This window comes from Streptomyces sp. NPDC060184, assembly GCF_042728795.1.
GTDB lineage: Bacteria > Actinomycetota > Actinomycetes > Streptomycetales > Streptomycetaceae > Streptomyces.
This window is the reverse complement of record NZ_JBHWYX010000007.1, coordinates 189,958-213,568: the sequence shown is the minus strand read 5'-3', so window position 1 is coordinate 213,568 and position 23,611 is coordinate 189,958. Positions and strand designations below refer to the sequence as shown.

At 71.9% G+C, this 23,611-nt stretch carries 20 protein-coding genes and 2 pseudogenes; 11 read left to right on the top strand and 11 right to left on the bottom strand.

Translation table 11 applies throughout. From position 1 onward, the window contains the following. Positions 1-207: 207 nt before the first annotated feature. The 4 genes from ACFWEE_RS07545 to ACFWEE_RS07530 are packed head-to-tail and all read right to left on the bottom strand — an operon-like array spanning position 208 to position 4,789. Positions 208-1,566 (bottom strand): GH1 family beta-glucosidase, encoded by a 1,359-nt coding sequence (locus ACFWEE_RS07545; protein ID WP_386887274.1) that lies wholly within the window; start codon positions 1,564-1,566, stop codon positions 208-210. Positions 1,567-1,586: 20 nt separating this feature from the next. Next, positions 1,587-2,426, bottom strand: coding sequence for a carbohydrate ABC transporter permease (locus ACFWEE_RS07540; RefSeq protein WP_386887273.1), 840 nt, complete (start codon positions 2,424-2,426; stop codon positions 1,587-1,589). Positions 2,427-2,454: 28 nt separating this feature from the next. Next, positions 2,455-3,465 carry a carbohydrate ABC transporter permease gene (locus ACFWEE_RS07535; protein WP_386887260.1) on the bottom strand — a complete coding sequence of 337 codons (1,011 nt, stop codon included), beginning with the start codon at positions 3,463-3,465 and terminating at the stop codon, positions 2,455-2,457. Between the two features lie 10 nt (positions 3,466-3,475). Further along, positions 3,476-4,789 carry an ABC transporter substrate-binding protein gene (locus ACFWEE_RS07530; protein WP_386887258.1) on the bottom strand — a complete coding sequence of 438 codons (1,314 nt, stop codon included), beginning with the start codon at positions 4,787-4,789 and terminating at the stop codon, positions 3,476-3,478. Positions 4,790-4,931: 142 nt separating this feature from the next. Here ACFWEE_RS07530 and ACFWEE_RS07525 point away from each other — a divergent pair, with 142 nt between their 5' ends. From ACFWEE_RS07525 to ACFWEE_RS07510, 4 genes and pseudogenes are all read left to right on the top strand, one after another. Then, entirely contained in the window at positions 4,932-6,281 is a 1,350-nt protein-coding gene (locus ACFWEE_RS07525) for an ROK family transcriptional regulator (protein ID WP_386887256.1), read from the top strand. Positions 6,282-6,543: 262 nt separating this feature from the next. Continuing rightward, a complete protein-coding gene (locus ACFWEE_RS07520) occupies positions 6,544-6,987 on the top strand; it encodes a GNAT family N-acetyltransferase (RefSeq protein WP_386887271.1) in 444 nt (147 codons plus the stop codon). 146 nt (positions 6,988-7,133) lie between these two features. Continuing rightward, positions 7,134-7,507 (top strand): annotated as a pseudogene (locus tag ACFWEE_RS07515) (GNAT family N-acetyltransferase); the annotation flags it as partial. A 177-nt stretch (positions 7,508-7,684) separates the two neighbouring features. Beyond that, positions 7,685-7,870 (top strand): annotated as a pseudogene (locus ACFWEE_RS07510) (GNAT family N-acetyltransferase); the annotation flags it as partial. Between the two features lie 16 nt (positions 7,871-7,886). On the opposite strand, the gene ACFWEE_RS07505 reads toward ACFWEE_RS07510, so the two are convergent. Next, positions 7,887-8,489, bottom strand: a complete 603-nt coding sequence (locus ACFWEE_RS07505) for a TetR/AcrR family transcriptional regulator (protein ID WP_386887254.1) — start codon at positions 8,487-8,489, stop codon at positions 7,887-7,889. A gap of 72 nt (positions 8,490-8,561) precedes the next feature. On the opposite strand from ACFWEE_RS07505, the gene ACFWEE_RS07500 reads away from it, so the two are divergent. From ACFWEE_RS07500 to ACFWEE_RS07490, 3 genes are all read left to right on the top strand, one after another. After that, on the top strand, positions 8,562-9,398 hold the full coding sequence (locus ACFWEE_RS07500; RefSeq protein WP_386887252.1) for a class I SAM-dependent methyltransferase: 837 nt from the start codon (positions 8,562-8,564) through the stop codon (positions 9,396-9,398). Positions 9,399-9,446: 48 nt separating this feature from the next. After that, positions 9,447-10,820, top strand: a complete 1,374-nt coding sequence (locus ACFWEE_RS07495) for an NAD(P)/FAD-dependent oxidoreductase (RefSeq protein ID WP_386887250.1) — start codon at positions 9,447-9,449, stop codon at positions 10,818-10,820. 209 nt (positions 10,821-11,029) lie between these two features. Next, complete coding sequence (locus tag ACFWEE_RS07490) at positions 11,030-12,316, top strand: peptidoglycan DD-metalloendopeptidase family protein (RefSeq protein ID WP_386887248.1); 1,287 nt, start codon at positions 11,030-11,032, stop codon at positions 12,314-12,316. Here ACFWEE_RS07490 and ACFWEE_RS07485 read toward each other — a convergent pair. Next, on the bottom strand, positions 12,306-13,421 hold the full coding sequence (locus ACFWEE_RS07485) for a DMT family transporter (protein WP_386887247.1): 1,116 nt from the start codon (positions 13,419-13,421) through the stop codon (positions 12,306-12,308). The genes ACFWEE_RS07490 and ACFWEE_RS07485 overlap by 11 nt on opposite strands. Before the next feature lie 214 nt (positions 13,422-13,635). Here ACFWEE_RS07485 and glgA point away from each other — a divergent pair, with 214 nt between their 5' ends. Beyond that, the gene (gene glgA / locus ACFWEE_RS07480) at positions 13,636-14,805 is read left to right on the top strand and encodes a glycogen synthase (RefSeq protein WP_386887245.1); all 1,170 of its coding nucleotides are present in this window, start codon (positions 13,636-13,638) and stop codon (positions 14,803-14,805) included. Positions 14,806-14,848: 43 nt separating this feature from the next. Next, a complete protein-coding gene (glgC, locus tag ACFWEE_RS07475) occupies positions 14,849-16,066 on the top strand; it encodes a glucose-1-phosphate adenylyltransferase (protein WP_386887244.1) in 1,218 nt (405 codons plus the stop codon). 150 nt (positions 16,067-16,216) lie between these two features. On the opposite strand, the gene ACFWEE_RS07470 is transcribed toward glgC, so the two are convergent. The 5 genes from ACFWEE_RS07470 to ACFWEE_RS07450 all read right to left on the bottom strand — a co-directional run bounded on the left by ACFWEE_RS07470 (position 16,217) and on the right by ACFWEE_RS07450 (position 21,182). Continuing rightward, positions 16,217-16,672, bottom strand: a complete 456-nt coding sequence (locus ACFWEE_RS07470) for an ATP-binding protein (protein ID WP_386887269.1) — start codon at positions 16,670-16,672, stop codon at positions 16,217-16,219. A gap of 108 nt (positions 16,673-16,780) precedes the next feature. Continuing rightward, the gene (locus ACFWEE_RS07465; protein WP_386887242.1) at positions 16,781-17,224 is read right to left on the bottom strand and encodes a response regulator; all 444 of its coding nucleotides are present in this window, start codon (positions 17,222-17,224) and stop codon (positions 16,781-16,783) included. Beyond that, a complete protein-coding gene (locus tag ACFWEE_RS07460) occupies positions 17,221-18,846 on the bottom strand; it encodes a CHASE3 domain-containing protein (protein WP_386887241.1) in 1,626 nt (541 codons plus the stop codon). The genes ACFWEE_RS07465 and ACFWEE_RS07460 overlap by 4 nt, the downstream gene beginning before the upstream one ends. After that, complete coding sequence (locus ACFWEE_RS07455) at positions 18,839-20,113, bottom strand: PP2C family protein-serine/threonine phosphatase (RefSeq protein ID WP_386887240.1); 1,275 nt, start codon at positions 20,111-20,113, stop codon at positions 18,839-18,841. Before ACFWEE_RS07455 ends, ACFWEE_RS07460 begins: the two co-directional genes overlap by 8 nt. Before the next feature lie 148 nt (positions 20,114-20,261). Beyond that, positions 20,262-21,182 (bottom strand): RNA polymerase sigma factor SigF, encoded by a 921-nt coding sequence (locus tag ACFWEE_RS07450; RefSeq protein WP_386887267.1) that lies wholly within the window; start codon positions 21,180-21,182, stop codon positions 20,262-20,264. A 341-nt stretch (positions 21,183-21,523) separates the two neighbouring features. Here ACFWEE_RS07450 and ACFWEE_RS07445 point away from each other — a divergent pair, with 341 nt between their 5' ends. Both ACFWEE_RS07445 and ACFWEE_RS07440 read left to right on the top strand, forming a co-directional pair. Continuing rightward, positions 21,524-23,005: an SDR family NAD(P)-dependent oxidoreductase gene (locus tag ACFWEE_RS07445; protein ID WP_386887238.1), complete on the top strand. Its 1,482-nt coding sequence runs from the start codon at positions 21,524-21,526 to the stop codon at positions 23,003-23,005. Between the two features lie 378 nt (positions 23,006-23,383). After that, entirely contained in the window at positions 23,384-23,557 is a 174-nt protein-coding gene (locus ACFWEE_RS07440) for a hypothetical protein (protein ID WP_386887237.1), read from the top strand. Positions 23,558-23,611: the final 54 nt, after the last annotated feature.

The window sequence follows — 23,611 nt, the reverse complement described above, 5'->3', positions numbered from 1 at the left end:
CGGCCGACTGGGGGCCCGCCGGGGTGGCGGCGGGCGGGGGCGGGCTGCTCGGGGCCCCGGCCGCCCGCCCCCTCCCGCGGCCCCACCGGAAACCCGAAAACGCGGGAACCCGGAAACGCGGGAACCCGGAAACCCGGAAACGACGAGGCCCCGGCCGTGCGACGGAGAACCGTCGCACGGCCGGGGCCCGCTCCCGGAGGAGTGGCGTCAGGCGGAGTCCGCCACTCGCCCGGAGGACAGTTCGCGGATCAGCTCCGCGTAACGGCGTCCGCTGGACTTCACTGTACGGCGCTGGGTGTCGTAATCGACGTGCACCAGCCCGAACCGCTTGTCGTACCCGTAGGCCCACTCGAAGTTGTCGAGCAGCGACCACGCGAAGTACCCGGCGAGCGGCGCCCCCTTGGCGACCGCCCGGCCGCAGGCGGCCAGGTGCTGCTCCAGGTACCGGGTGCGCTCCGGGTCGTGGACCGAACCGTCCGCCGCCACCGTGTCCTGGTAGGCCGAACCGTTCTCGGTGACGTAGATCTTGGTCGCGCCGTACTCCTCGGTCAGGCGGAGCAGCAGCTGCTCCAGGCCCTCCGCGTGGACCTCCCAGTCCATGTACGTGACGGGGGCGCCGGGCACCGGGACCTGCCGGGCGTGCGGGATCGGGCCCGACTCGTCGGCGGTGACGACCTGGCGGAAGTAGTAGTTCAGGCCCAGCCAGTCGAGCGGGGCGGCGATGGTCTCCAGGTCTCCGGGCCGGACCGGGAGTTCGACCCCGTACAGGTCGAGCATGTCCTGCGGGTAGCCGCGGCCGTGGATCGGGTCGAGCCACCAGCGGTTGGTGTGTCCGTCGGCGCGGACGGCCGCCGCGACGTCGGCGGGGCTGTCGCTCGCCGGCTCGATCGGGGAGAGGTTGTTGACGATGCCGACCCGGGCGTCCGGGGAGGCGGCCCGGATCGCCTGCACGGCGAGGCCGTGGCCGAGGTGGAGGTGGTAGGAGGCGCGGACGGCGGCCGTGATGTCGGTCAGACCCGGCGCCATCTTGCCCTCCAGGTGGCCGATCCACGCCGAGCAGAGCGGCTCGTTGAGGGTCGCCCAGTCCTTGACGCGGTCGCCGAGGCGCTCGACGACGGCGGAGGTGTACGCCGCGAAGTGCTCGGCGGTCTCGCGGACCGTCCAGCCGCCGCGGTCCTGCAGGGCCTGCGGGAGGTCCCAGTGGTAGAGCGTGGCGAAGGGGGTGATCCCGTTGCCCAGGAGTCCGTCCACCAGCCGGTCGTAGAAGTCCAGGCCCTTCTTGTTGACCGGGCCGTCACCGCCGGGGACGATGCGCGGCCAGGCCAGCGAGAAGCGGTACGCGCCCGCGCCGACCTCCTTGATCAGGCCGATGTCCTCGGGCGCCCGGTGGTAGTGGTCGCAGGCCACGTCGCCGGTGTCGCCCCCCGCCACCTTCCCGGGGGTGTGGGAGAAGGTGTCCCAGATGGAGGGGGAACGGCCGTCCTCCGCGACGGCTCCCTCGATCTGGTACGAGGCGGTGGCCACTCCCCAGGTGAAATCGGCCGGGAGGGAGTTGAGGTCGTTCACGGACTGCCTTTCTGAGATGGTCACTTGACAGCGCCTGCCGTGAGGCCGGCGACGAGATACCGCTGCAGCAGGAGGAACCCGGCGACGACCGGGACGCTGACGACGAGCGAGGCCGCCATCACCTGGTTCCAGTAGACGTCGTTCTGGGTGGCGTACCCCTGGAGGCCGACGGCGAGGGTTCTGGTCGCGTCGTTCGTCATCACCGAGGCGAAGAGCACCTCGCCCCACGCGGTCATGAACGCGTACACGGCGACGGCGACGATGCCCGGCACGGCCGCCGGGACGACGACCCGGAACAGCGCGCCGATCGGGCCGCAGCCGTCCACCTTGGCGGCCTCGTCCAGATCCTTCGGGATGGAGTCGAAGTACCCGATCAGCATCCAGATGGAGAAGGGGAGCGAGAACGTCAGGTACGTGAGGATGAGCCCGCCGCGCGAGCCGTACAGGGCGATCCCGGTGCTGTTGCCGATGTTCACGTAGATCAGGAACAGCGGCAGCAGGAAGAGGATGCCGGGGAACATCTGGGTGGAGAGCACCGTGATGGTGAAGACCCGCTTGCCGCGGAAGGCGTAGCGGCTCACCGCGTACGCCGAGAACACGGCGATGATCACCGAGGCGACCGTGGCCGCACCCGCCACGATCAGCGAGTTCCCGAAGTACTTCGCGAGCGGGACGGTCTTCCAGATGTCGAAGTACGGCCGGATCGTGAGGCCCGACGGTATCCACTGGAACTTGCCGGACACGTCCTGGAGCGGCTTGAGCGAGCTGCTGACCATGACGTAGACGGGCAGCAGCACGAAGCCGGTCAGCAGGGCCAGCACGATCCGCCGGGTCCAGACGAAGGACGCCGGCGCCGCCATGGGGGAACGGCGCTTGTGAGTCGTGGCGCTAGACACCGGAACCCTTCTTTTTGCGTGAGGTCACCAGCAGGTAGACGGCCGTCACCAGCAGCAGGAAGAGCAGGAGGAGCACGGACATCGCCGAGCCGGTGCCGAAGTTCCAGGTGACGAACGACGACTGGTAGATGTGCAGCGAGATGAGGTCGGCGTTCTTCGGAGCCGCGCGGCCGAAGAGCACGAACGGCGTGTTGAAGTCGTTGAAGGTCCAGAGGAACAGGACCAGTACGAGCACCTGGTTGACCGGCCGGAGCGAGGGCAGGGTGATCTTGCGGATCTGCTGCCAGATGCCGGCCCCGTCGATGGAGGCGGCCTCGTACAGCTCGCGCGGGATGTTCTGCAGCCCCGCCATCAGGATGAGGAGGGCGAACGGCCAGCCCTTCCAGACCGAGACGACCAGCAGCGCGTAGAAGCTGTTGTCGCCGATCAGCCAGAAGGACGGCTGGTCGGTGAGGCCGAGCTGGTCGTGCAGGACGTGGTTCACCAGGCCGTTGTCCCGCTGGAACATGAACGCCCAGGTGATGACGGCCGCGTAGACCGGCAGCGCGTACGGGACGAGGAAGATCGCCCGCAGCAGGCCGCGGCCCTTGAAGCTCTCCTGGAGCATGATCGCGGCGGCCACGCCGAACAGCCAGGACAGGCCGACGGCGAAGAAGGTGAAGACGCAGGTGACGAAGAACGAGTGCAGCAGGGCCTCACCGATCGGTGCGTCGAAGTCGACGGCGATGCGGTAGTTGTCCAGGCCGGTCCAGGGCGCGTTGCCCCAGTTGCTGATGAAGAACTGGGTGAGCTGGCGGAAGCTCATCACGATCCCGACGACCATCGGGATCAGGTGGACGAGCAGTTCGAGCAGGATCGCCGGGAGGAGCAGGAGATAGGGCAGACCGCCGTTGCGGATCCGGTCGGGGATGCGCGGCAGTCTCCTGCGCGCACCCCCGGTGCCCCGGCCCCCACCGCTGTCCGACTTACCGACCCGGGGGTCGGCGGTCACGGTGGAAGTCATGGTCGGTGCCTCACTGCCCCATGGTCTGCTGGGCCTTTTCGAGCGCCGCCTTGACGGTCTCGGTGGTCACCGGCTTGCCGGCCGCCGCGTCGGCCCACAGGTCCTTGACCGCGGTGCCGACAGCCGTCTCGAACTGGGACTCGTTCGGGACCTGGGGGAGCGGTGCCGCGCTGGTCGACAGGGTGTCGCGGAGCACGGCGAGGTCGTTGGCGCCGAAGGCCTCGTCGGCCTGGGCCGCCTTGACCGGCGGGATCGCGCCGTAGGTCTTGTTGAGGAGCTTCTGCTCCTCGTCGCTGGTCATGAACTTCACGAACTGCTTGGCGCCGTCGAGGTTCTTGGTGTTCTTGAACACCGCGATGTTGATACCGGCGACCATCGAGTTGGTCTGCTTGTCCTGGCCCGGGGCCCCGGACGGGACGGGCACCGGGGCGACGCCCCAGTCGTCCGGCGTCATGCCCTGGGAGGCGAACGTGGAGGCGGCGGCCTGCCACAGCACCATCCCGGTGCGGCCCTTGGCGAAGTCGGTGAGCGACTGGTTCTGCGCGTACTCCGCGTTGCCCGGAGCGATGATCTTGTCCTTGGCCATGAAGTCGATGTACTGCTTCACGGCGGCGACCGCACCGTCCGAGGTGAAGGTGGGCTTGCCGGCGGAGTCGAAGAAGTCGGCGCCGTGCTGCTTGCCGAGGACGAACACCTGGTGGATGTTGTTGGAGAGGTTGCCGCCCTCGGCGCCCAGACCCCACTTGCCGTCCTTGGACAGCTTCTTGCCGTCCGCGACCAGCTCGTCCCAGGTCTTCGGCGGCGTCGCGATACCGGCGTCCGCGAACATCTTCTTGTTGTAGTAGAGCGCGTACGACAGCGAGTACAGCGGCACGGCCGCGGGGTCCTGACCCTCCGCACCGGCCGAGGCGACCGCCGATTCGACGAACCGGTCCCGGCCGCCGATCGCGTCGAAGTTCTTCGTGTCCCACGGCAGCAGGGCGCCCGAGGCCTGGAGCGAGGCGGACCAGGTGTTGCCGATGTTCAGCACGTCCGGGCCCTGACCGGAGGTGGTGGCGGCGAGGATCCGGTTGAGGAGGTCGGACCAGGGCACGACCTCCAGCTTCACCTTGATGCCGGTCTGCTCCTCGAACTTCTTCAGCTCGGGGGTGAGGATCTTCTTGTCCGCCTCGACGTTCGGGCCCTGGTTGGAGGCCCAGTAGGTGAGCGTCTTCGGCGACTCGTTGCTTCCGCCGCCCGAGGAGGACCCGCCTCCGCAGCCGGTGACTCCGGCGGCGATGGAGATCGCGAGGGTGACGGCTGCGGCGGCTCTGATGTTGCGCATACGGGATGGCCCCTTTCCGGGGATGGCTGCGTTCGGGAACCGAACGGCCTCCATGACTTAATTTATGCCGTGATCTAAGAGCTGAAGGAAGGTCGCGTCAAGGGGTTGGACCGGGGTATGTTGCGGGAAGGAAGGGAGCAACATGGCCGAGCGCAACAGACGGACCGTGCGTGACCTGCGACGGGGCAACCGGGCAAGGGTATTGCAACGGTTGTATTTCGACGGCCCGTTGAGCCGCCAGGAGCTTGCCCCCGCGACCGGGCTGAGTTCAGGTTCCATCAGCAACGTCGTCGCCGAACTCGTCGCGGAGGGGGTCCTCGAAGAGGCGGGGATCGTCGACTCGGACGGTGGACGGCCGCGCACCCTCCTCCGGGTGGCCCCGGCGGGCGGCCTGCTGATCGGGATCGACATCGGGGAAACCCGGGTGCGTGTGGAGCTGTTCGACCTCGCCCTCACCGAACTCGCCCGCACCGAGAGACCCTTGGCGCAGCACGGGTACGACGTCGAGCGCATCGTCGGTCATGTGCGGGCAGCCGTCGCGGACGTCCTCGCCGACGCGGGCGCCGACGCGCACCGGCTGCTCGGCATCGGCATCGGTGTCCCCGGCATCATCGAACGCCCCCACCCCTCGGGGAGCGAGGGCCCCGACGGTGCGGGGGCGGTCGTGCACGGGCAGACCATCGGCTGGCGGGCCGTCCCCTTCGAACGGCTGCTGCGCGAGGCCGTCGACATCCCGGCCGAGGTGCCGTTCTTCATCGACAACGGTGCCAAGACGCTCGGGCAGGCAGAGATGTGGTTCGGCGGCGGACGCGGTGCGGACGCCGCCGCCGTCGCCCTCATCGGCTCCGGCGTCGGCGCCTGCGTGAACCGGGGCGGCGTCCTCGACGAGGACCGCAGCAGCGTCCCGCTGGAATGGGGCCACACCACCGTCCAGTTGAGGGGCCGCAGATGCCGCTGCGGCTCCATCGGCTGCCTGGAGGCGTACGCCGGTGGGGAGGCGATGCGCGAACGCTGGTACGAGGCCGGCGGACCGCTCCCGGAGGACACCGACGACGAAGCGGCGCTCGCCGCCCTCCTCGCCGCCGCCTACCCGCCGCCCGGCGGCGCCGACCCCGACCCCGTCGCGGTGGCCCTGCTCGACGAGACCGCCGAATGCCTCGGCGCCGCACTCGCGGACCTCGTCAACCTCTTCCTGCCCCAGCGCATCCTGCTCGGCGGATGGGCGGGACTGCTGATCGGCCCCCACCTGCTGCCCGCGATCCGCCGGTACGCCGAGGAGTACGCGCTCCGCCACGCCGCCGCCCGCGTCACCATCGAGATGGGCCGCCTCGGCCCGGACGCGGTCACCGTGGGCGCGGCCACTCTGCCCCTCTCCGACTTCCTCGCCCGCGGCGGCAGTCGCCCGCTGCCCTCCCCCGACGCCCCGGCCGTCCCCGCCCGCACCCCGGCAGACGCGGTGCGGGCCAGGGCGGTGGTGGCCGAAGGCGTATGACGCGGAAGGTGGTCGGAGGTGTCCGGCCCGGGTCGGGTGAACGGCGCGGCGCACACCGCCCCGGCCGTGCCGGGGGGCGTGAAGTGTCCGTACGGGGGTGCCCCGTTCGTCGGTCGGGGGGCTGGTCAGGGTCTGCGTCATGTCTGCTTCCCCCGAGTCCGCGCACGGGTCCGCGCACGGGTCCGCGTCCGCGTTCCCCCAGCTCGTGCCCGAGTCCGCCGAGTCCGCGCACGGGTCCGCCGGGTCCGCGCCCGCTCATGTCCTGCGCCCCGCGACCCGCGCCGACCTGCCTGCCGTGCTGGCCCTGCTCGCCGACGAGGAACGCGTGGTGGACCCGGCGTCGGTCGTGGTGACGGAGGCGTACGAGCGCGCCTTCGCGGCGATCGACTCGGACCCGCGCAACGAGATGCTGGTCCTGGTGGAGGACGACGGCACGGTGGTGGGGTGCCTCCAGGCCACGTACATCCCGGGGCTCGGCAAGGGCGGCGCCGAGCGTGCCCTGGTCGAAGCGGTACGGATCCGCGCGGACCGGCGCGGCGGCGGGCTCGGCCGGACCCTGATGGAGCACACGGCCGCCCGCGCACGCGCACGTGGCTGCGCGCTGGTGCAACTGACCAGCCACAAGCAGCGCGACGACGCGCACCGCTTCTACGCCGCACTGGGCTTCGCCCGCAGCCACGAGGGGTTCAAGCTCGCGCTCCGGTGATCCGTCCCCGGCCCACGGCCGCCCCGCTCCTCCTGGCGGGTGCGGGGTGGTCACCGGCGTGCGGAGTCCGATGGGGAGGCGGAGCGTGACCGGGGTCCCACGCATATCCGGTAGCGGCTCCAGCCACCGCTGGTGAGGATCGCGAGGTGAACACTTTCCTGGAGACCGACCGGCTCGTGCTGCGCGCGTTCACGGAGGCCGACACCGGCCGCCTGCTCGCCCTGGACAACGACCCCGACGTCATGCGCTTCATCAACGGCGGACGGCCCACGAGCCGCGAGGCGATCCGGGCACGGACCCTGCCCAGGCTCCTCCACGTCCACCCCTGCTTCGGTACCCGCGGCTACTGGGCCGCGGAGGAGAAGGACACCGGCGCCTTCCTGGGCTGGTTCGAGTTCCGCCCCGTGGACGATCACGATCCCGCCGTGGTGGAGCTCGGCTACCGGCTGAACAAGGCCGCCTGGGGCCGGGGCTACGCCACCGAGGGAGCGCGGGCCCTGATCCGCAGGGGCTTCACGGCCTAGGGCGTGTGTCGAAAGTCCCGCCTGTCCGGCGACGCCCGGCACGCACGCTCGCCGCGTTGTCGGGATCGCCCCGATACATCCAGTATCGGGGCGACCCTCCGCCTTGCGATCGCACGCACCGGACGCCGCCGGACCCGCCCTCCGGGCGGACGGCGCCACTTTCGACACACGCCCTAGGGGTGGAGCGGGTGACCGCGAACACCATGGCGGTCAACGCGGGATCCCGGCGTGTGATGGAGAAGGCGGGCCTGTCGTTTCTCCGCGCCTTCACCGAGGACTGGCCCGAGGTGATCGACGGCTCGGAGCAGGGCGATGTCGAGTACGCGCTCACCCGGACCGCGTGGGAGTGGCACCCGTGAAGCCGCCGGACGGCCCTCAAGCCGGCCGTCGCCCCACGGCATCGGCGACGACCGCGGCCACGAGCCTGCTGACGGCCGCCGTGGTCGGCGGGCCGGGGTCGCGGTCCGCGAAGAGGAGATGTCCGCCGCCGACCAGGGAGAGGGTGAGCGCGTCGATGTCGGCGTCCGCCGCGATGCGGCCCCGGTCCCGTTCGGCGGCCAGGTAGCCAAAGACCGCGGTCGTCGCCTCGGCGAGGATCGCGATGCCGCCTCCGGGCCGGGCGTGCCGCAGCCGTGCGCGCAGCTCGTCCCGGAAGGTGACGAGCGGGATGATCGCCACCGGAACCGGCCCGAACAGGGTGGTCAGCGCGTCGGTGAGGTTGTCGGCCACCGTGCCCGTGCCGACGGACCCGCGCAGCACCTCCGCCTGCCGCTCCAACCGTGCTGCCCGGTCGAGCACCAGGTCGGTGAGGAAGGCGTCGAAGTCGGCGAAGTGCCGGTGCAGGACGCCTTTGGCGCAGCCCGCCTCGTCGGTGACGGCCCGGCTGGTCAGCCCGTTCGGCCCGTCCCGCAGCAGCACGCTCTCGGCGGCGTCGAACAGTTGCTGCCGCGCGTCGCGAAGGTGCACCCCGGTCGGCACTCAGAGATCCTTTCGTGCGGCTGCCCCTCGGAACCCGTTGTCGAGTGGGCGCACGCCCACTAAGGTGGGCGCATGCCCACACTACCGCGGGAGCGGCCGGAACCGCCCCGGACGGCGTCGCATGAGGCCCGGCGGACGGCCGAGTCCTTCGGCGCCGACGCGCAGGGCTACGACCGGGCCCGGCCCGGCTACCCCGAAGCACTCGTGACACGGATCGCCGGGCGGAGCCCCGGGGCCGACGTGCTCGACGTACTGGACGTCGGCTGCGGCACCGGCATCGCGGCCCGCCAGTTCCAGGCGCTCGGCTGCGCGGTGCTCGGCGTCGAGCCCGACACGCGGATGGCCGACTTCGCGCGCGCCCGCGGCCTGCGGGTCGAGGTGTCCACCTTCGAGGACTGGCAGCCGGGCGACCGGACCTTCGACGCGGTGGTCGCCGCCCAGTCGTGGCACTGGGTGGATCCCGTCGCGGGCGCCGTGAAGGCAGCCCGTGTGCTGCGTACGGGCGGACGGCTGGCGATCTTCGGGCACGTGTACGAGCCACCGGCCGAGGTGGCGGAACCGCTGGCCGAAGCCCTCCGGCGGGTGGCCCCCGACTCCCCGTTCGCCGGCCTGCCGGCCCGCCGTCCGCTCGGCCTCTACCAGGCGGTCTACGCGAAGCTCGGCGACAGGATCCGGGAGACCGGACAGTTCGGGGAGCCCGAGCAGTGGCGCTACGACTGGCAGCGGTCCTACACGCGCGACGAATGGCTGGATCTGCTCCCCACCACCGGCGGCCTCACCCGACTCGCTCCCGATCAGCTCGCCCCGGTGCTGGCGGCGGTCGGGGGCGCCGTCGACTCCCTGGGCGGACGCTTCACGATGGAGTACACCACTCTGGCCGTGACCGCCGTACGTGCCGCCTCCTCCTGAGCGGACCTGCGCGAACGGGTAGGAGTACGAGGACGCGAGGGGGCGCTGATGGCACGGGTCACGGTGATCGGGGCGGGGATCAGCGGGCTGGGGGCGGCGCTCATGCTCGCCCGGCGCGGCCACCCGGTCACGCTCTTCGAGCAGGAAGCCCGACAGGCCGGCGACGACCTGGACCAGGACTTCTTCCACTGGCGCAGACCCCGGGTCCCGCAGGCGGACCAGCCCCACGGGCTCCTCGCACCCGTGCGCACGGTGCTCCGCGCCGAGACCCCCGACGTGTACGCCGACCTGCTGGCGCGCGGAGCCCGGGAGTACCACGAGTTCGACTGGTTCGACGAGCATCCCGCGTACCGTCCGGGCGACGAGGAGCTGGTCACCCTGCGCACCCGCCGCATCGTGCTGGAGGCCGCCCTGCTCGCAGCCGTGCGGCGGGAACCCGCCGTCGAGGTGCGGCCGGGCTGCCGCGTGCACGGTCTCACCGTCGAGGCGGGCCGTCCCGCCCGGGTCACCGGCGTACGGGTGGGGGAGGGGACGCACCGGGCGGACCTCGTCGTCGACGCGTCCGGCCGGCGCTCGCCGGTGCCCGGCTGGCTGATCGCGTCCGGCTGCCGCCCGCCCGTGGCCGAAAGTCACCGGACCAAGATCGCCTACCTCTGCCGCTGGTACCGGCTGCGGCCCGACGGACCGCGCGACCCCGGACGGGTGAAGACCGGCTCGGCCGCACCGTTCGCGCTCGCCGGGGTCTTTCCCTCCGACAACGACACCTTCGCCGTCAACCTCGTTCTCCCGACGGGCGATCCCACCCGCGGCGCACTCACCGACCCAGCCGTCTTCGAGGCGGTGGCCCGGCTCTTCCCCGCCCTCGACGCCTGGCTCGCCCTGGCTCCCGTACCGGAGTCGGGCGTCCTCGCGATGGCGGGTCTGGACAACCGCTGGACCGCCCTCGCCGACGACCGCGGCCCCGTCGTCACCGGCCTGGTCGGCGTGGGGGACAGCCTCGTCCACACCAACCCCACCCTGGGCCAGGGAACGGCCCTCGGCCTGCGCGCCGCCCAGTACCTCGCCGCCCACGCCGACCGGATCGCCGCCGACCCCACCGGGTACCACGCCTGGACGAACCAGGCCCTCCGCCCGTGGTTCGACGGGCAGGTTGCCGCCGACCGCGCCAACGGGCAGCGCCTCGCGGCGGGTTCACCGCTCCCGGACCGCCAGGCCGCCGCCCGCGCCGCCTGCGCCTCCGAGGACCCCGTCGTCATGCGGGCCCGTGCCCAGGTGCGCCATCTCCTGCTCCAGCCCCACGAGGCCTACGGCACCGAAGAGGTGGACCGGCACGTGGGCGCCTGGCTTGCCGCCCGCCCCGGATTCACGCCCCGGCACGACGGGCCCACCCGGCAGGAGTGGAACGCGGTCCTCCCCGGCTGACCGTCGGACGGTGGCCCCGGCCACCGGTCACGGCCCGTATCGCGACCGCCCTCCTCGCGGCCCTGGTCAGGCACCCGGAGGGCGGGCCCCGGGCAAAGGAGCGCGGCCCCGGCGGGGATGCCGGTGCGGTCGCGCACTTGTCACGGGCCTTTGTGCGCACCTAAGTTGACGCCTGAACTGTGTCCACCTGCCAGCGGGGGAGCCGCATCATGGCCGCGAACGGACGGCATCGCAGATACCAGCCGAGCCGGATCAACCGGGCGTCGCTCACGGTGACGGCGGGAGGTGCGGGGATAGCCCTGCCGCTGATCACGGCGGGCACCGCCCACGCCGCGTCCGTGGACACGTGGGAGAAGGTCGCCGCCTGCGAGTCGACGAACAACTGGCACATCAACACCGGCAACGGCTATTACGGCGGGCTCCAGTTCAGCGGGTCCACCTGGGCCGCGTACGGTGGCACCGCCTTCGCCGCACGCGCCGATCTCGCGACCAAGGACCAGCAGATCGCGATCGCCGAGAAGGTCCTCGACGGGCAGGGTCCGGGCGCGTGGCCGGTCTGCTCCGAGCGGGCCGGGCTCACCCGCGGCGACACCGGGTCCGGAACGGTCACGCAGGCCCAGGGGTCCCGCCCCGCCGTGTTACCGGCCACCGCCCAGCAGACAGCGTCCAAGCAGGCCGCCGCCAAGCAGGCCGCCGCCAAGCAGGCCGCCGCCAAGCAGGCAGCGGCCAAGCGGGCAGCCGCGCAGACCCCGAAAAAGACCCCCGCCGCCGCCCCCACCACGGTGCCGGGCAAGCGCGAGGCGTACACCGTGGCGCGGGGCGACTCGCTCTCCGCCATCGCCGCCACCGAGCGGCTCCAGGGCGGCTGGCAGGGGCTCTACACCGCCAACCGCACGGTCATCGGCGAGGACCCCGATCTCATCCTCCCCGGCCAGCGACTCGACCTCGGGCCCGCCCGGGCGGCATCCGGCACCGCGCAACAGCAGAGCGCCAAGCCCGCCACGGCGAAGCCCGCCGCCACCAAGCCCGCCACGAAGCCCGCGCGGCCGAAACCAGCGGCCGAGACCGCCCCCGCCAAGCAGGCGTCGAAGGCCGTCGGCATGGTCGCCCCCGTACAGGCGTCCCTGGGCACCCCCTACCACCAGTCCGGCTCCTGGGCCAGCGGCTACCACACCGGCGTCGACTTCCCGGTCGCCACCGGCACCTCGGTGAAGGCCGTCGCCAAGGGCACCGTCGTCTCCGCAGGCTGGGCCGGCGCATACGGGTACGAGATCGTCATCCGCCACGGCGACGGCAAGTTCAGCCAGTACGCCCATCTCTCCGCCCTCAACGTGCGCGCCGGCCAGCAGGTGTCCGCCGGACAGCGCATCGCCCGCTCCGGCTCCACCGGCAACGCCACCGGCCCGCACCTCCACTTCGAGATCCGCACCGGACCCGCCTACGGCTCCGACGTGGACCCCCTCGCCTACCTGAGGGCCGGCGGGGTCAAGGTCTGAGCCCGCTGCCGGGGGCGGCCGACGCGGGGCCGCCCACCGCCGGGGAGCGCGTCCGCTCGGCCCCGCCGGATCCGGCGCCCGGCGGTTCGGACTCCTCGGCGGGCTCCGGCAACGCCACCCGGCCCCGCCCGCCCCGCCGGGGCCCGGGCGCCCGGCGCCGTACCACCGCGGAGTCCGCCCCGCCCCCGCCGTCGGCGTCTGCGGGCCGGCCGCCCCGCCGCTCGGCGGCCAGCCGCTGCGTCGTCAGCAGCACCAGCCCGGCCGCCGCCAGCGCACCGCTCGCCAGCGCCAGCAGGGTCCCCACCGGCCCGAAGCGGAAGTGCTCCCCGAAGAGCGTGAGCCCGACCACCGCCGCCACCACCGGGTTCACCACCGTCACCGTGGCCAGCGGCGCGGTCAGCCCCGCCCCCCGGTACGCGGCCTGCGACAGCAGCAGCCCGGCCGCGGCGAACACCGCGATCACCAGCAGCGACGGCAGCCCCTCGCCGAGCGCGCCGGAGGTCCACTCGACGGCCACCGTCTTGGTGAACACCGAGGCCATCCCGAACGCCACCCCCGCACCGGTCGCCAGCACCACGCTGCGCAACATCGGCCGCTGCACCCCCGGGGTGTGGGCCGAGAGTCCCGCCCGTCCGGCGGCGTCCGGCACACGCCCCAGCCCCTGACCCGCCAGGAAGAGCGCCGCGACCGCCCCGAAGGTCGCGGTCGCCAGCAGCAGTTGGTCGGCACCACCCAGCGCGTGCGACTCGGAGCTCCCGGTGAGCGCCAGCAGTCCGGCGAGTCCCACCGTCGCCATGACGGCCCCGCGCCACGCGGTGCGCCCCGCCGCCCGCCCGACGAAGAGCGCCGCCATCGGCAGCGCGAAGACGATCGTCAGCGCCCCGAGGGGCTGGACGAGGCTCAGCGGGCCGTACGCCAGCGCCACCACGTGCAGCAGCGCCCCCGCGCCGTTCAGCCCCACGGCCGCCCACCAGGCGGCGTTGCGCAACGGCGCGTACGAGCGCCGGTCCCCGCCGGAGGCCACTCGCTCCTGCACGATCGCCCCGGCCGCGTAGGCCACCGCGGAGACCAGGGACAGCAGCACCGAAAGCACAAGGGAACTCATGGGACCACGATGTCCTCCGCAAGCCGCCGAGTCGTCGTCCCAGAGGGGGCGATCCGGCGTACTGCCTCCGTAGTACGGGCAGGTGTGCGACGTCCTTCCTTCGACGGTAGCCCTCCTGTCCCGGGGCCGCCGGAGAAGATCCGCACCGCCACGCGGTGTACCCGTAACGTGACGGGGTCTTTCGCGCGGGCGCCGCGTGAGTGACCATCAAGGCATGAGGGTCGGACTGCTCACCCGCGAGTACCCCCCCGGCGTGTACGGCGGCGCCGGTGTGCACGTCGAGTTCCTGGCGCGCGAACTACGGCCACTGGTCGATCTCGCCGTGCACGCCTGGGGCGAGCCCGACGGCGGGGAGGACGGCGTGCACTGGCACCGCCCGGCGCTCCCGGCCGACGCCAACGACGCGCTGCGGGCACTCTCCGTGGACCTGTCGATGGCCGCCGCGCTCGGCGACCGCGACCTGGTCCACTCGCACACCTGGTACACCAACCTCGCCGGCCACCTCGCCAAGCTCCAGCGCGGCGTCCCGCACGTGGTCACCTGCCACTCGCTGGAACCCCTGCGCCCCTGGAAGGCCGAGCAGCTGGGCGGCGGATACGCCCTCTCCGGGTGGGCCGAGCGCACCGCCCTCGCCTCCGCCGACGCGATCGTGGCGGTGTCGCACGGCATGCGCGACGACATCCTCGCGTGCTACCCGGAGCTGGACGCGGCCAGGGTGCGGGTCATCCACAACGGCATCGACACCCGCCTCTATGCCCCCGACCCCGGCACGGACGTCCTCGCCCGGCTCGGCATCGACCCGGCCCGGCCGTACGTCCTGTTCGTCGGGCGGATCACCCGCCAGAAGGGCGTACCGCACCTGCTGCGCGCCGCGCGCCACCTGGAGCCGGGCACCCAGCTGGTGTTGTGCGCCGGAGCCGCCGACACCCCGGAACTCGCCGAGGAGTTCCGCCTCGCGTACGAGGAACTGGACGCCGGCCGCAAGGGCGTGCACTGGATCCCGCAGATGCTCGACCGGCCCGATGTCGTCCAACTCCTCACCCACGCGGCGGTGTTCGCCTGCCCGTCGGTGTACGAGCCGCTCGGCATCGTCAACCTGGAGGCGATGGCGTGCGGCACCCCCGTGGTCGCCTCCGCCGTCGGCGGGATCCCCGAGGTGGTCGACGACGGGCGCACGGGTCTGCTCGTCCCGTACGACGAGAAGGAGCCGGAGCGCTTCGAGCACCGTCTCGCCGAAGCACTGAACACGGTGGTCGGCGACGTGGCCGGGGCCGAGAGGATGGGCGCGGCCGGTCGGCGGCGCGCCGTCGAGGAGTTCGGGTGGGACCGGGTGGCCGGCCGCACCGCGGAGCTTTACCGGGAGATCTGCGCGGCAGGTGCGTGACCACCGGCAAAGGCGCCGGTGGAGGTCGGACAAAGGGGCGGCGATGCGCGGTGGACCTTCGGTGCTCGGAATCGTACTCGCGGGAGGGGAAGGGAAGCGGCTGATGCCGCTCACCGCCGACCGGGCCAAACCGGCGGTGACGTTCGGAGGCACGTACCGGCTGGTCGACTTCGTCCTGTCCAGCCTGGTCAACGCGGACGTGCTGCGTATCTGCGTACTGACCCAGTACAAGTCGCACTCACTGGACCGGCACATCTCCACGACCTGGCGGATGTCCAGCCTGCTGGGCAACTACGTCACCCCGGTGCCCGCGCAGCAACGGCTGGGCCCGCGCTGGTACTTGGGGAGCGCCGACGCCATCCTCCAGTCGCTCAACCTGGTCCACGACGAACAGCCGGACTACGTGGCCGTGTTCGGCGCCGACCACGTCTACCGCATGGATCCGCGCCAGATGCTGGCCCAGCACATCGACAACGGGGCGGGCGTCACGGTCGCCGGGATCAAGGTGCCGCGCGCGGAGGCCTCCGCGTTCGGGATCATCACACCCGGCACCGACGGCACCCAGGTCGAGAGATTCCTGGAGAAGCCCACCGACCCGCCCGGCCTGCCGGGCGACCCCGACCGGGTCTTCGCCTCCATGGGCAACTACCTCTTCACCACCAAGGTCCTGGTGGACGCGTTGCACCGGGACGCCGAGGACCCGCACTCGGTCCACGACATGGGCGGCTCGATCCTGCCGATGCTCACCGCGCGCGGACAGGCCCAGGTCTACGACTTCGACGAGAACCACGTGCCCGGCGAGACGTCCGTGCAACACGGCTACTGGCGTGACGTGGGCACGCTCGACGCCTACTACGACGCCCACATGGACCTGCTGTCGGACAGACCGGCGTTCAGCCTCGACAACCGCCGCTGGCCCATCTACACCCACGCCGGTCCGCTGCCGCCCGCGCGGATCGTGGCCGGCGGGATCGCGAGCGAATCGGTCATCAGCCCCGGCTGCGTGATCCGCGGCCAGGTCGCCCGGTCGGTCCTCTCACCCGGCGTCGTCGTCGCCGAGGGGGCCGTCGTCCAGGGCTCGGTGCTGCACGACAACGTACGGGTGGGACGCGGGGCGATCGTGCGGGGAGCGATCCTCGACAAGAACGTCGACGTGCCTCCCGGCGCGGCGATCGGCGTCAACCCGGAGCGGGACCGGGAGTTCTACACGGTCTCCGGCAACGGTGTCATCGCCCTCGGCAAGGGCCAGCCGGTGCGTTGAGGCTGAGGCCTGGGCCGTGGTGCGGCCCGGCGCGTCCGGGCCGAAAGCCGCCGGTCCGGGGCCGGGGCTCTGTGGAGAGCCGGGGCTCTGTGGAGTCGAGGCCCTGCGGGGCCGAGGTTCTGCGGAGCGGAGGTTCTGCGGGGCCGAGGTTCAGGAACCGAGCCGGAACTCGGCCCGGATGCGCTTGCCCACCGGGACCGCCTCCACCGTCACGTGGTCGCAGAGCGCCACCACGATCTCCATGCCGTGCCCGCCGAGCCGCGAGGGGTCGGGGGAGTACAGCACCGGAAGCGCGGTGCTGCTGTCGTAGACCGTCACGCTCACGCTCTCGGCGGTGCCCTCCAGCTCCAGGAGGTACGGGCCGTGGCTGTAGCGGTCCGCGTTGGTGACCAGCTCGCTGACCGTCAGCATCAGATCGCTGCGGGTGTGAGCGCCGAGCGGGGCGAACCACTCGGCCGCGAGCCGGGTCAGGAACCGGTCCGCCAGGGCGCGCGCCTGCGCGATGCACCCGGGCTCACCGTCGAACACCTCGGCCGTGAGCAGCACGTCGGTGCAGGGAATGCCAGGTCCGGGTAGGTCCGGCAACGAAGCGGCCTGTTCGTTCATGTGCTCCAGCCAGGGCCCGGCGGGTGAGGTGAGAGTCGTTGTCACGGGAGCCGTCTACCCGGGCCGGGGCATCCCACTCCTGGTGAATCCGGAAAACCGCCGGCGGGCTCACGTACGCCCGGGAAGACGCACCACCGTCACGAAGAAGTCGTCGATCTGGCGGACCGCCGCGATGAACTGGTCCAGGTCGACCGGCTTGGTGACATAGGCGTTGGCGTGCAGTTTGTAGCTGCGCAGGATGTCCTCCTCGGCGGAGGACGTGGTCAGCACCACCACCGGGATCGTGGCCAGTTCCGCGTCGCTCTTGATCTGCTCCAGCACCTGGCGGCCGTCGTACTTCGGCAGGTTCAGGTCGAGCAGGATCAGGTCGGGCCGGGGAGCCTGTGCGTGCGGGCCGCGCCGGTAGAGGAAGTCCAGCGCCTCCTGTCCGTCGCGCACCACGTGCAGGGTGTTGCGGATCTTGTTGTCCTCGAACGCCTCACGGGTCATGAGCTCGTCGCCGGGGTCGTCCTCCACCAGGAGGACTTCGATGGGCTGTACGGGACTGTTCACTGGGCATCTCCCGACGGGGCGGCGAGCAGGGCGGGCGCCAGGAGCTCCGCCGTGGTGTGCGTGGGGGCGTCCGGGCTTACGGGCAGGGTGAAGTGGATCAGCGTACCCTCACCCGGTTCCGGGTCCAGCCAGATCCGGCCCCCGTGGAACTCGATGATCTTGCGGCAGAGGGAGAGCCCGATGCCGGTGCCGTCGTAGGCGTCCCTGGCGTGCAGCCGCTGGAAGATGATGAACACCTTGTCCGCGAACTCCGGCGCGATGCCGATGCCGTTGTCCGCCACCGTGAAGTGCCACACCTCGTCCTCGCGGGCACACCCCACCTCGATCCGGCAGGGAACGTCCGCGCGGCGGAACTTCACCGCGTTGCCGATCAGGTTCTGCCACACCATCGCCAGCGTCGTGGAGTCGCCGAGTACCTCCGGCAGGGAATTCTCCCGGACGATCTCCGCGTCCGCGTCCTCGATCGCCAGCGTCAGATTGGCCAGCGCGCGGTCGAGCCCGCGCTCCATGTCCACCGGCTGCCAGCTCTCGTGCACCCGGCCCACCCGCGAGAAGGTGAGCAGGTCGTTGATGAGGACCTGCATCCGCTTGGCGCCGTCCACCGCGAAGTCGATGTACTGCTTGCCGCGCGCGTCCAGTTCGTCGCCGTAACGCTTCTCCAGCAGCTGGCAGAAGGACGCCACCTTCCGCAGCGGCTCCTGGAGGTCGTGCGAGGCGACGTACGCGAACTGCTCCAGCTCCGCGTTGGAACGCCGCAGCTCCTCCGTCTGCTCGGCGAGCAGCGTCTCCCGGCTCCGCGACTCCGCGAGCTCGTCCACCAGCCGGACCCGCATGGACTCGACGGCCGTCGCCACCGACCGCACGTCCGAGGGACCGCGCACGTCGATCTTCCCCGCGTACGTCCCCGACCTGACCTCGTCCGAGGCGGCCCGCAGCCGGTTCAGCGGCCTGCCGACCACCCGGTGGAAGAGCAGGCTCAGCGCCACCACCGAGGCGAGGAACCCCGCGATCAGCGCGAAAAGCACCCGGTCGCGGGTCGCGCGGGCGTCGTCCAGCTGGGCACGGGCGTGATCGCGGGCCTCGTCCAGGTGGTCCTGCTGGGCGCCGTAGAGAGCACGCAGCGCGTCGAACTCCTTCTTGCTCTGGAGCAGCGGCGCCGACGCCGAGCCGGTGGGACCGCTGGCCCGCACCGCTCCGATCAGCGGCTCGGCCTGCGAGGTCCGCCACCTCTCGGCCGCCGACGCGATCCGGTCCAGGTCCTCGGCGTACGGCTGCTCGGACCCGACCAGCTCCCGCACCCGGGCCAGCCGCTCCTTCTCGTCGCGCTGACCCTGTTTGTACGGTTCGAGGAACGAGTCGTCGCCGGTGAGCACGAAGCCCCTGACACCCGTCTCCTGGTTGAGCAGCGCGTTCTGGAGCTGGAACGAGGCCGAGCGCGCCGGCTGGACCCGGTCGACCAGCTCGTTCGTCCGCGTGGACATCTCGCTGAGGACCACCGAGCCGATCACCAGACACGTGACGACCACGACGACGAAGCCGCCCAGGATCAGGTGGACCCAGCTCTGCACCGACAGCCGTGAGGCGCCTCCAGCGCGTATGGGCTTCCCCTGCGGGTCAGCCATTGTTCTCCACCTTTCCCCAGCTCAGATGCAGTACGGCCACGTCGTCCGCGAGCCCTCCGAAGGGCGCGGCCCCGGCCGTGGCCCCCGCCACGAGGGCGTCGATGAACGGCCGCGCCGCCAGCTCCGAAAAGCCCCGCGCCATCGCGAGGAGCCCTTCCTCGCCGAGACGGCTGCCGGGGCCGGTACGCCCCTCGAAGAGGCCGTCCGTGAAGAGCACCAGACTGCTGTCCGGGCCCAGCGCCAGCTCGCTCTCCGACCAGTGCCGCGCCCCCGGCATGAGCCCGAGCGCCATACCGGTCTCCGGCTCCACCCAGGAGATCTCGTCGCCCTGGCGCAGCAGCAGCCCCGGGTGCCCGGCACGCACGATGCCCACCCGGCTTCCGTCCGGGGGGAAGGTGAGCGTGGTCACCGTCGCGAAGAGGTGCGGATCGGAACGCTCCGCCACCAGGATCTCCTCGAGGAGATTCGTCTGGTCGAGCGGGCTGGTGCCGCAGAGCACCGCGGTACGCCAGGCCACCCGCAGGCACACGCCGAGCGCGGCCTCGGCCGCGCCGTGGCCCGACACGTCCCCTATGACCGCGTGCACCGTGCCGTCCGCGGTCTGCACCACGTCGTAGAAGTCGCCGCTCAGCAGCGCGTGGACCCGCCCCGGTTCGTAGCGGGCCACCGCCTCGAAGCGGTCGTCCCGCAGCAGCGGCACGGGCAGCAGACCGCGCTCCAGGCGGGCGTTCTCCTGGGCCATCTGCTGATTGGCCCGCAGCGCCGCCGCCGCCCGCTCCACCTGCTTGCGCTGGAGCGCGTACCGGATCGCCCGGCCCAGCGTCTCCGGATCGAGCCGGCCCTTGGCGAGGTAGTCCTGTGCGCCGCTGGCCACGGCCGAGAGCCCGGTACCCGCCTCCGTCAGTCCGGTCAGCACCACGATGGCCGCGTCCCCGGACGCCTCCACGATCTGCGTCACGGCGTCCAGCCCGTGCACGTCGGGAAGGTGCAGATCGAGCAACACACAGACGGGGGTGCGGCAGGTCCGCAGGAACTGTCGTGCCTCCGCCAGCGTCTTGCACCAGGTGAGCGAGGGGTCGAGGTCGCTGTCGGAGAGCATCTCCTCGACCAGGAGGGCGTCCCCGGCGTCGTCCTCCACCAGGAGGATCACCGCGTCCACGCCCCATACGGAACCGTCCGCGGCGGCGACGGCCGTCGTCTGCTGAGCGGGAACCGCGGCGGGTCCCGCCTGACGGACCGGCACACCCCTCGTGGGCAGCTCGGTCACACTCCACCCCCTCGTAAGAAAGGCGCGGGTCGCCCCACGCCGTGCCAGGAAGCATAAATGACCCACGCCCGGTGCCGGAGCGCCGGACGTGGGTCGCGGGAGGACCGGCCGGAGCGTGTCCGGCGACGGCCTCCCGACAGGAAGGGCCCTACTCCTCGACGGACATCCCGGCGCGCAGCCGCGCCACGATCCGGCTCAGCAGCCGGGACACGTGCATCTGCGAGACGCCCAGCTCGGCGCCGATCTGCGCCTGGGTCATCTCCTGCCCGAACCGCATCTGCACGATGCGGCGCTCGCGGTCGTCGAGCTGCTCCAGCAGCGGTGCGAGGGTGTGCAGGTTCTCGACCGTCTCCATGGCGGGGTCCCGCTCGCCCAGCATCTCGGCGTACGCCCGCTGGTCCTGGCCGTCGTCGCTCTCCGAGGACGGGGTGTCGAGCGACCCGGCCGAGTAGCCGTTGGCGGCGACCAGGCCCTCGATGATCTCCTCCTCGGAGAGGTCGAGATGGGCCGAGAGCTCCTTCACCGTGGGGTCGCGGTCCAGCTTCGCGGAGAGCTGTTCCTTCGCCTTGGCCAGTTCGACGCGCAGCTCCTGGAGACGGCGCGGCACGTGCACGGACCAGGTGGTGTCGCGGAAGAACCGCTTGATCTCACCCACGATGTACGGGACCGCGAACGTGGCGAACTCCACCTCGCGGGAGAGGTCGAACCGGTCGATCGCCTTGATCAGGCCGATCGTGCCGACCTGGATGATGTCCTCGGTGTCGTCCCCGCCCCGGTTGCGGAACCGCGAGGCCGCGAACCGCACCAGTGAGAGATTCATCTCGATCAGCGTGTTGCGGGCGTACTGGTGCTCGCGGGTGCCTTCCTCGACCGTCTGGAGGCGGTCGAAGAAGATCTTCGAGAGCGCCCGCGCGTCCTGCGGGGCCACCTTCCCGGCTTCTTCGATCCAGGGCAGTTCGTCCTGCCCCGCCTCCGCGCCGACACCGGCAGGTGCCCGCGTCCCCGCCCGGTCGTGCCACGACGCTTCCGCGGCGCCGGCTCCGGTGGTTCGCAGTGACATCGCCGTCATGGTGTCGCCCTCCCTGTTGCCGTAGCTGTCGGTCCGGCGTCTGCCCGGGTATTCCGGAGTCATGCCTGCCGATTTCGGAAACTTTCGCGGAGATCCCGTCGGCGCGGTGAGTGGGCCGCGTCACCGGCCGCCCGGACCGCGTCCGCCTCCGCGCGCGCGGACCATCTGTACACCCGGACGGAGGAGGGGTGCGCCCATGGCAGACTTGACCGGGTGTCCGGGCCCGCGACGACCGGTGGCCCGCGGGGCAGGCGGTGTCCGGCGGAAGGTGGCCGGGGTCACGACGACCTGACCGACTTCGATCCGCCGACACCACCCAGGACGACAGAGGAAGCAGCAGCATGACGGTGACAGAGGAAAGCCAGGGACTCGCGCCCGAAATCGAGGACTTCGGTCCCGGTATCGCTCCGGAGCGGCTGGCCGTCTGCCTGAGCGTGCTGGACGAGCTCGACTCCATCGACGTCGACCACCCCGACGCCATCAAGGTGCGGCGGGCCACCGCCGGGATCTACCGGACCGTGAAGCAGCGCCGCCGCCAGGAGCGCCGCGCCGCCAAGACGGCCCACGACAAGGCCGTCACAGAGGCGACCGCCACCGGCTCCGCCGACCGGATCGACGACGAGACGCAGGGCGTCCTGCCCTCGTCCTCGGCCACCGCGGAGATCGCGGGCATCCTCCGGCGTCCGCGGTCCTGCTACATCTGCAAGACCCGCTACACCGAGGTGGACGCCTTCTACCACCAGCTCTGCCAGGACTGCGCCCGCGAGAACCGGGCCCGGCGCGACGCGCGTACGGACCTCACGGGCCGCCGCGCGCTGCTCACCGGCGGCCGGGCGAAGATCGGCATGTACATCGCGCTGCGGCTGCTGCGCGACGGCGCCCACACCACGATCACGACCCGCTTCCCGAACGACGCGATCCGCCGCTTCAAGGCGATGCCGGACAGCGACGAGTGGATCCACCGGCTGAAGATCGTCGGCATCGACCTCCGCGACCCCGCCCAGGTCGTCGCGCTGGCCGACTCGGTCGCCGCCGAGGGCCCGCTGGACATCCTGATCAACAACGCGGCGCAGACCGTCCGCCGCTCCCCGCAGGCGTACAGCGAACTGGTCGCCGCCGAGTCGGCGCCGCTGCCCGCCGGAGTGCTGCCGCCCGCCGAGGTCATCGGCACCTTCGGCAGCGGCAGCGTCGACCGGGTGGCCGCGCTGCCCGCCGCCCGCAAGGAGGGGCTGACCGCCGACGACGTCACCTCTCTCGCACTGGTCACCGGATCCGCCTCCCCGGCGCGCATCGCGGCCGGCACCGCCATCGACGCGGGCGGGCTCGTACCCGATCTGCACGACAGCAACAGCTGGATCCAGACGGTGGAGGAGGTCGAGCCGATCGAACTCCTGGAGGTGCAGCTCTGCAACTCCACCGCGCCGTTCATCCTGATCAGCCGTCTGCGTCCGGCGATGGCCGCCGCCGCGGGCCGGGCGTACGTGGTCAACGTCTCCGCCATGGAGGGCGTGTTCAGCCGCGGCTACAAGGGGGCGGGCCACCCGCACACCAACATGGCCAAGGCGGCCCTGAACATGCTGACGCGCACCAGCGCCCAGGAGATGTTCGAGAAGGACCGCATCCTGATGACGGCCGTCGACACCGGCTGGATCACCGACGAGCGCCCGCACCCGGACAAGATGCGCCTGGCCGAGGAGGGCTTCCACGCCCCCCTCGACCTGGTGGACGGCGCCGCCCGCGTCTACGACCCGATCGTGCGCGGCGAAGCCGGCGAGGACCTCTACGGCTGCTTCCTGAAGGACTACGCCCCCGCGGGCTGGTGACGGCTCGCCCCCGGAGCCGCTCCAAGGACGGCCGCATCCCGACCCGGGGTGCGGCCGTCCTGTCGTCCCGCCCGTCCCCGGAGCCCCCGCCGTACCCCCGCTGAGCGGCTTCGTTTGGCCGAAAGTGACCCAAGGCACACGTTCTGTCGAGCGGGATGGCGCTCATTTGGTTACGCTGGGGCGAACGGACGGCACCGAGGGATCCACGAAGCTTCCTCGATCGTCCCGGGACAGGTCTGCAACCAGGCCGTCGTCCCGCCCCGTACCGGCGCCACCGCGACCGAATGCCCATGCCCCCGCCCCTGCGTGCGGCGGTCCGCGGTGGAGAAAGCCGCGGTACCCCACTGCCGGGGGTTACGCGACGCGAAGGAGTGCGCGGTGACACCTGAACTGACGACAGACGAGAAGCGACCGGCCGAGCGGACCGGCGACCGGACCCGCAGGCCCGAGAAGCTCCGGAACATCGAGGTCTGGGCCAGGTCGGCCCCGATCCGGCTGGCCGGATACGAGGACGACCTCGCCGAACCGCACATCCTGCCCGGCATCGACTGACCCCCGGTCTCCCGCCGTGCGCGAGAGCCCCGGTCCCCGCCCCGTCGGATGGGA

Coding starts and splice junctions, on each gene's coding strand:
- ACFWEE_RS07540 (WP_386887273.1), bottom strand. CDS start 2,426: ATGGCGGCGCCGGCGTCCTTCGTCTGGACCCGGCGGATCGTGCTGGCC.
- ACFWEE_RS07535 (WP_386887260.1), bottom strand. CDS start 3,465: ATGACTTCCACCGTGACCGCCGACCCCCGGGTCGGTAAGTCGGACAGC.
- ACFWEE_RS07530 (WP_386887258.1), bottom strand. CDS start 4,789: ATGCGCAACATCAGAGCCGCCGCAGCCGTCACCCTCGCGATCTCCATC.
- ACFWEE_RS07525 (WP_386887256.1), top strand. CDS start 4,932: ATGGCCGAGCGCAACAGACGGACCGTGCGTGACCTGCGACGGGGCAAC.
- ACFWEE_RS07500 (WP_386887252.1), top strand. CDS start 8,562: ATGCCCACACTACCGCGGGAGCGGCCGGAACCGCCCCGGACGGCGTCG.
- ACFWEE_RS07495 (WP_386887250.1), top strand. CDS start 9,447: ATGGCACGGGTCACGGTGATCGGGGCGGGGATCAGCGGGCTGGGGGCG.
- ACFWEE_RS07490 (WP_386887248.1), top strand. CDS start 11,030: ATGGCCGCGAACGGACGGCATCGCAGATACCAGCCGAGCCGGATCAAC.
- ACFWEE_RS07485 (WP_386887247.1), bottom strand. CDS start 13,421: ATGAGTTCCCTTGTGCTTTCGGTGCTGCTGTCCCTGGTCTCCGCGGTG.
- glgA (WP_386887245.1), top strand. CDS start 13,636: ATGAGGGTCGGACTGCTCACCCGCGAGTACCCCCCCGGCGTGTACGGC.
- glgC (WP_386887244.1), top strand. CDS start 14,849: ATGCGCGGTGGACCTTCGGTGCTCGGAATCGTACTCGCGGGAGGGGAA.
- ACFWEE_RS07470 (WP_386887269.1), bottom strand. CDS start 16,672: ATGAACGAACAGGCCGCTTCGTTGCCGGACCTACCCGGACCTGGCATT.
- ACFWEE_RS07460 (WP_386887241.1), bottom strand. CDS start 18,846: ATGGCTGACCCGCAGGGGAAGCCCATACGCGCTGGAGGCGCCTCACGG.
- ACFWEE_RS07450 (WP_386887267.1), bottom strand. CDS start 21,182: ATGACGGCGATGTCACTGCGAACCACCGGAGCCGGCGCCGCGGAAGCG.
- ACFWEE_RS07445 (WP_386887238.1), top strand. CDS start 21,524: ATGACGGTGACAGAGGAAAGCCAGGGACTCGCGCCCGAAATCGAGGAC.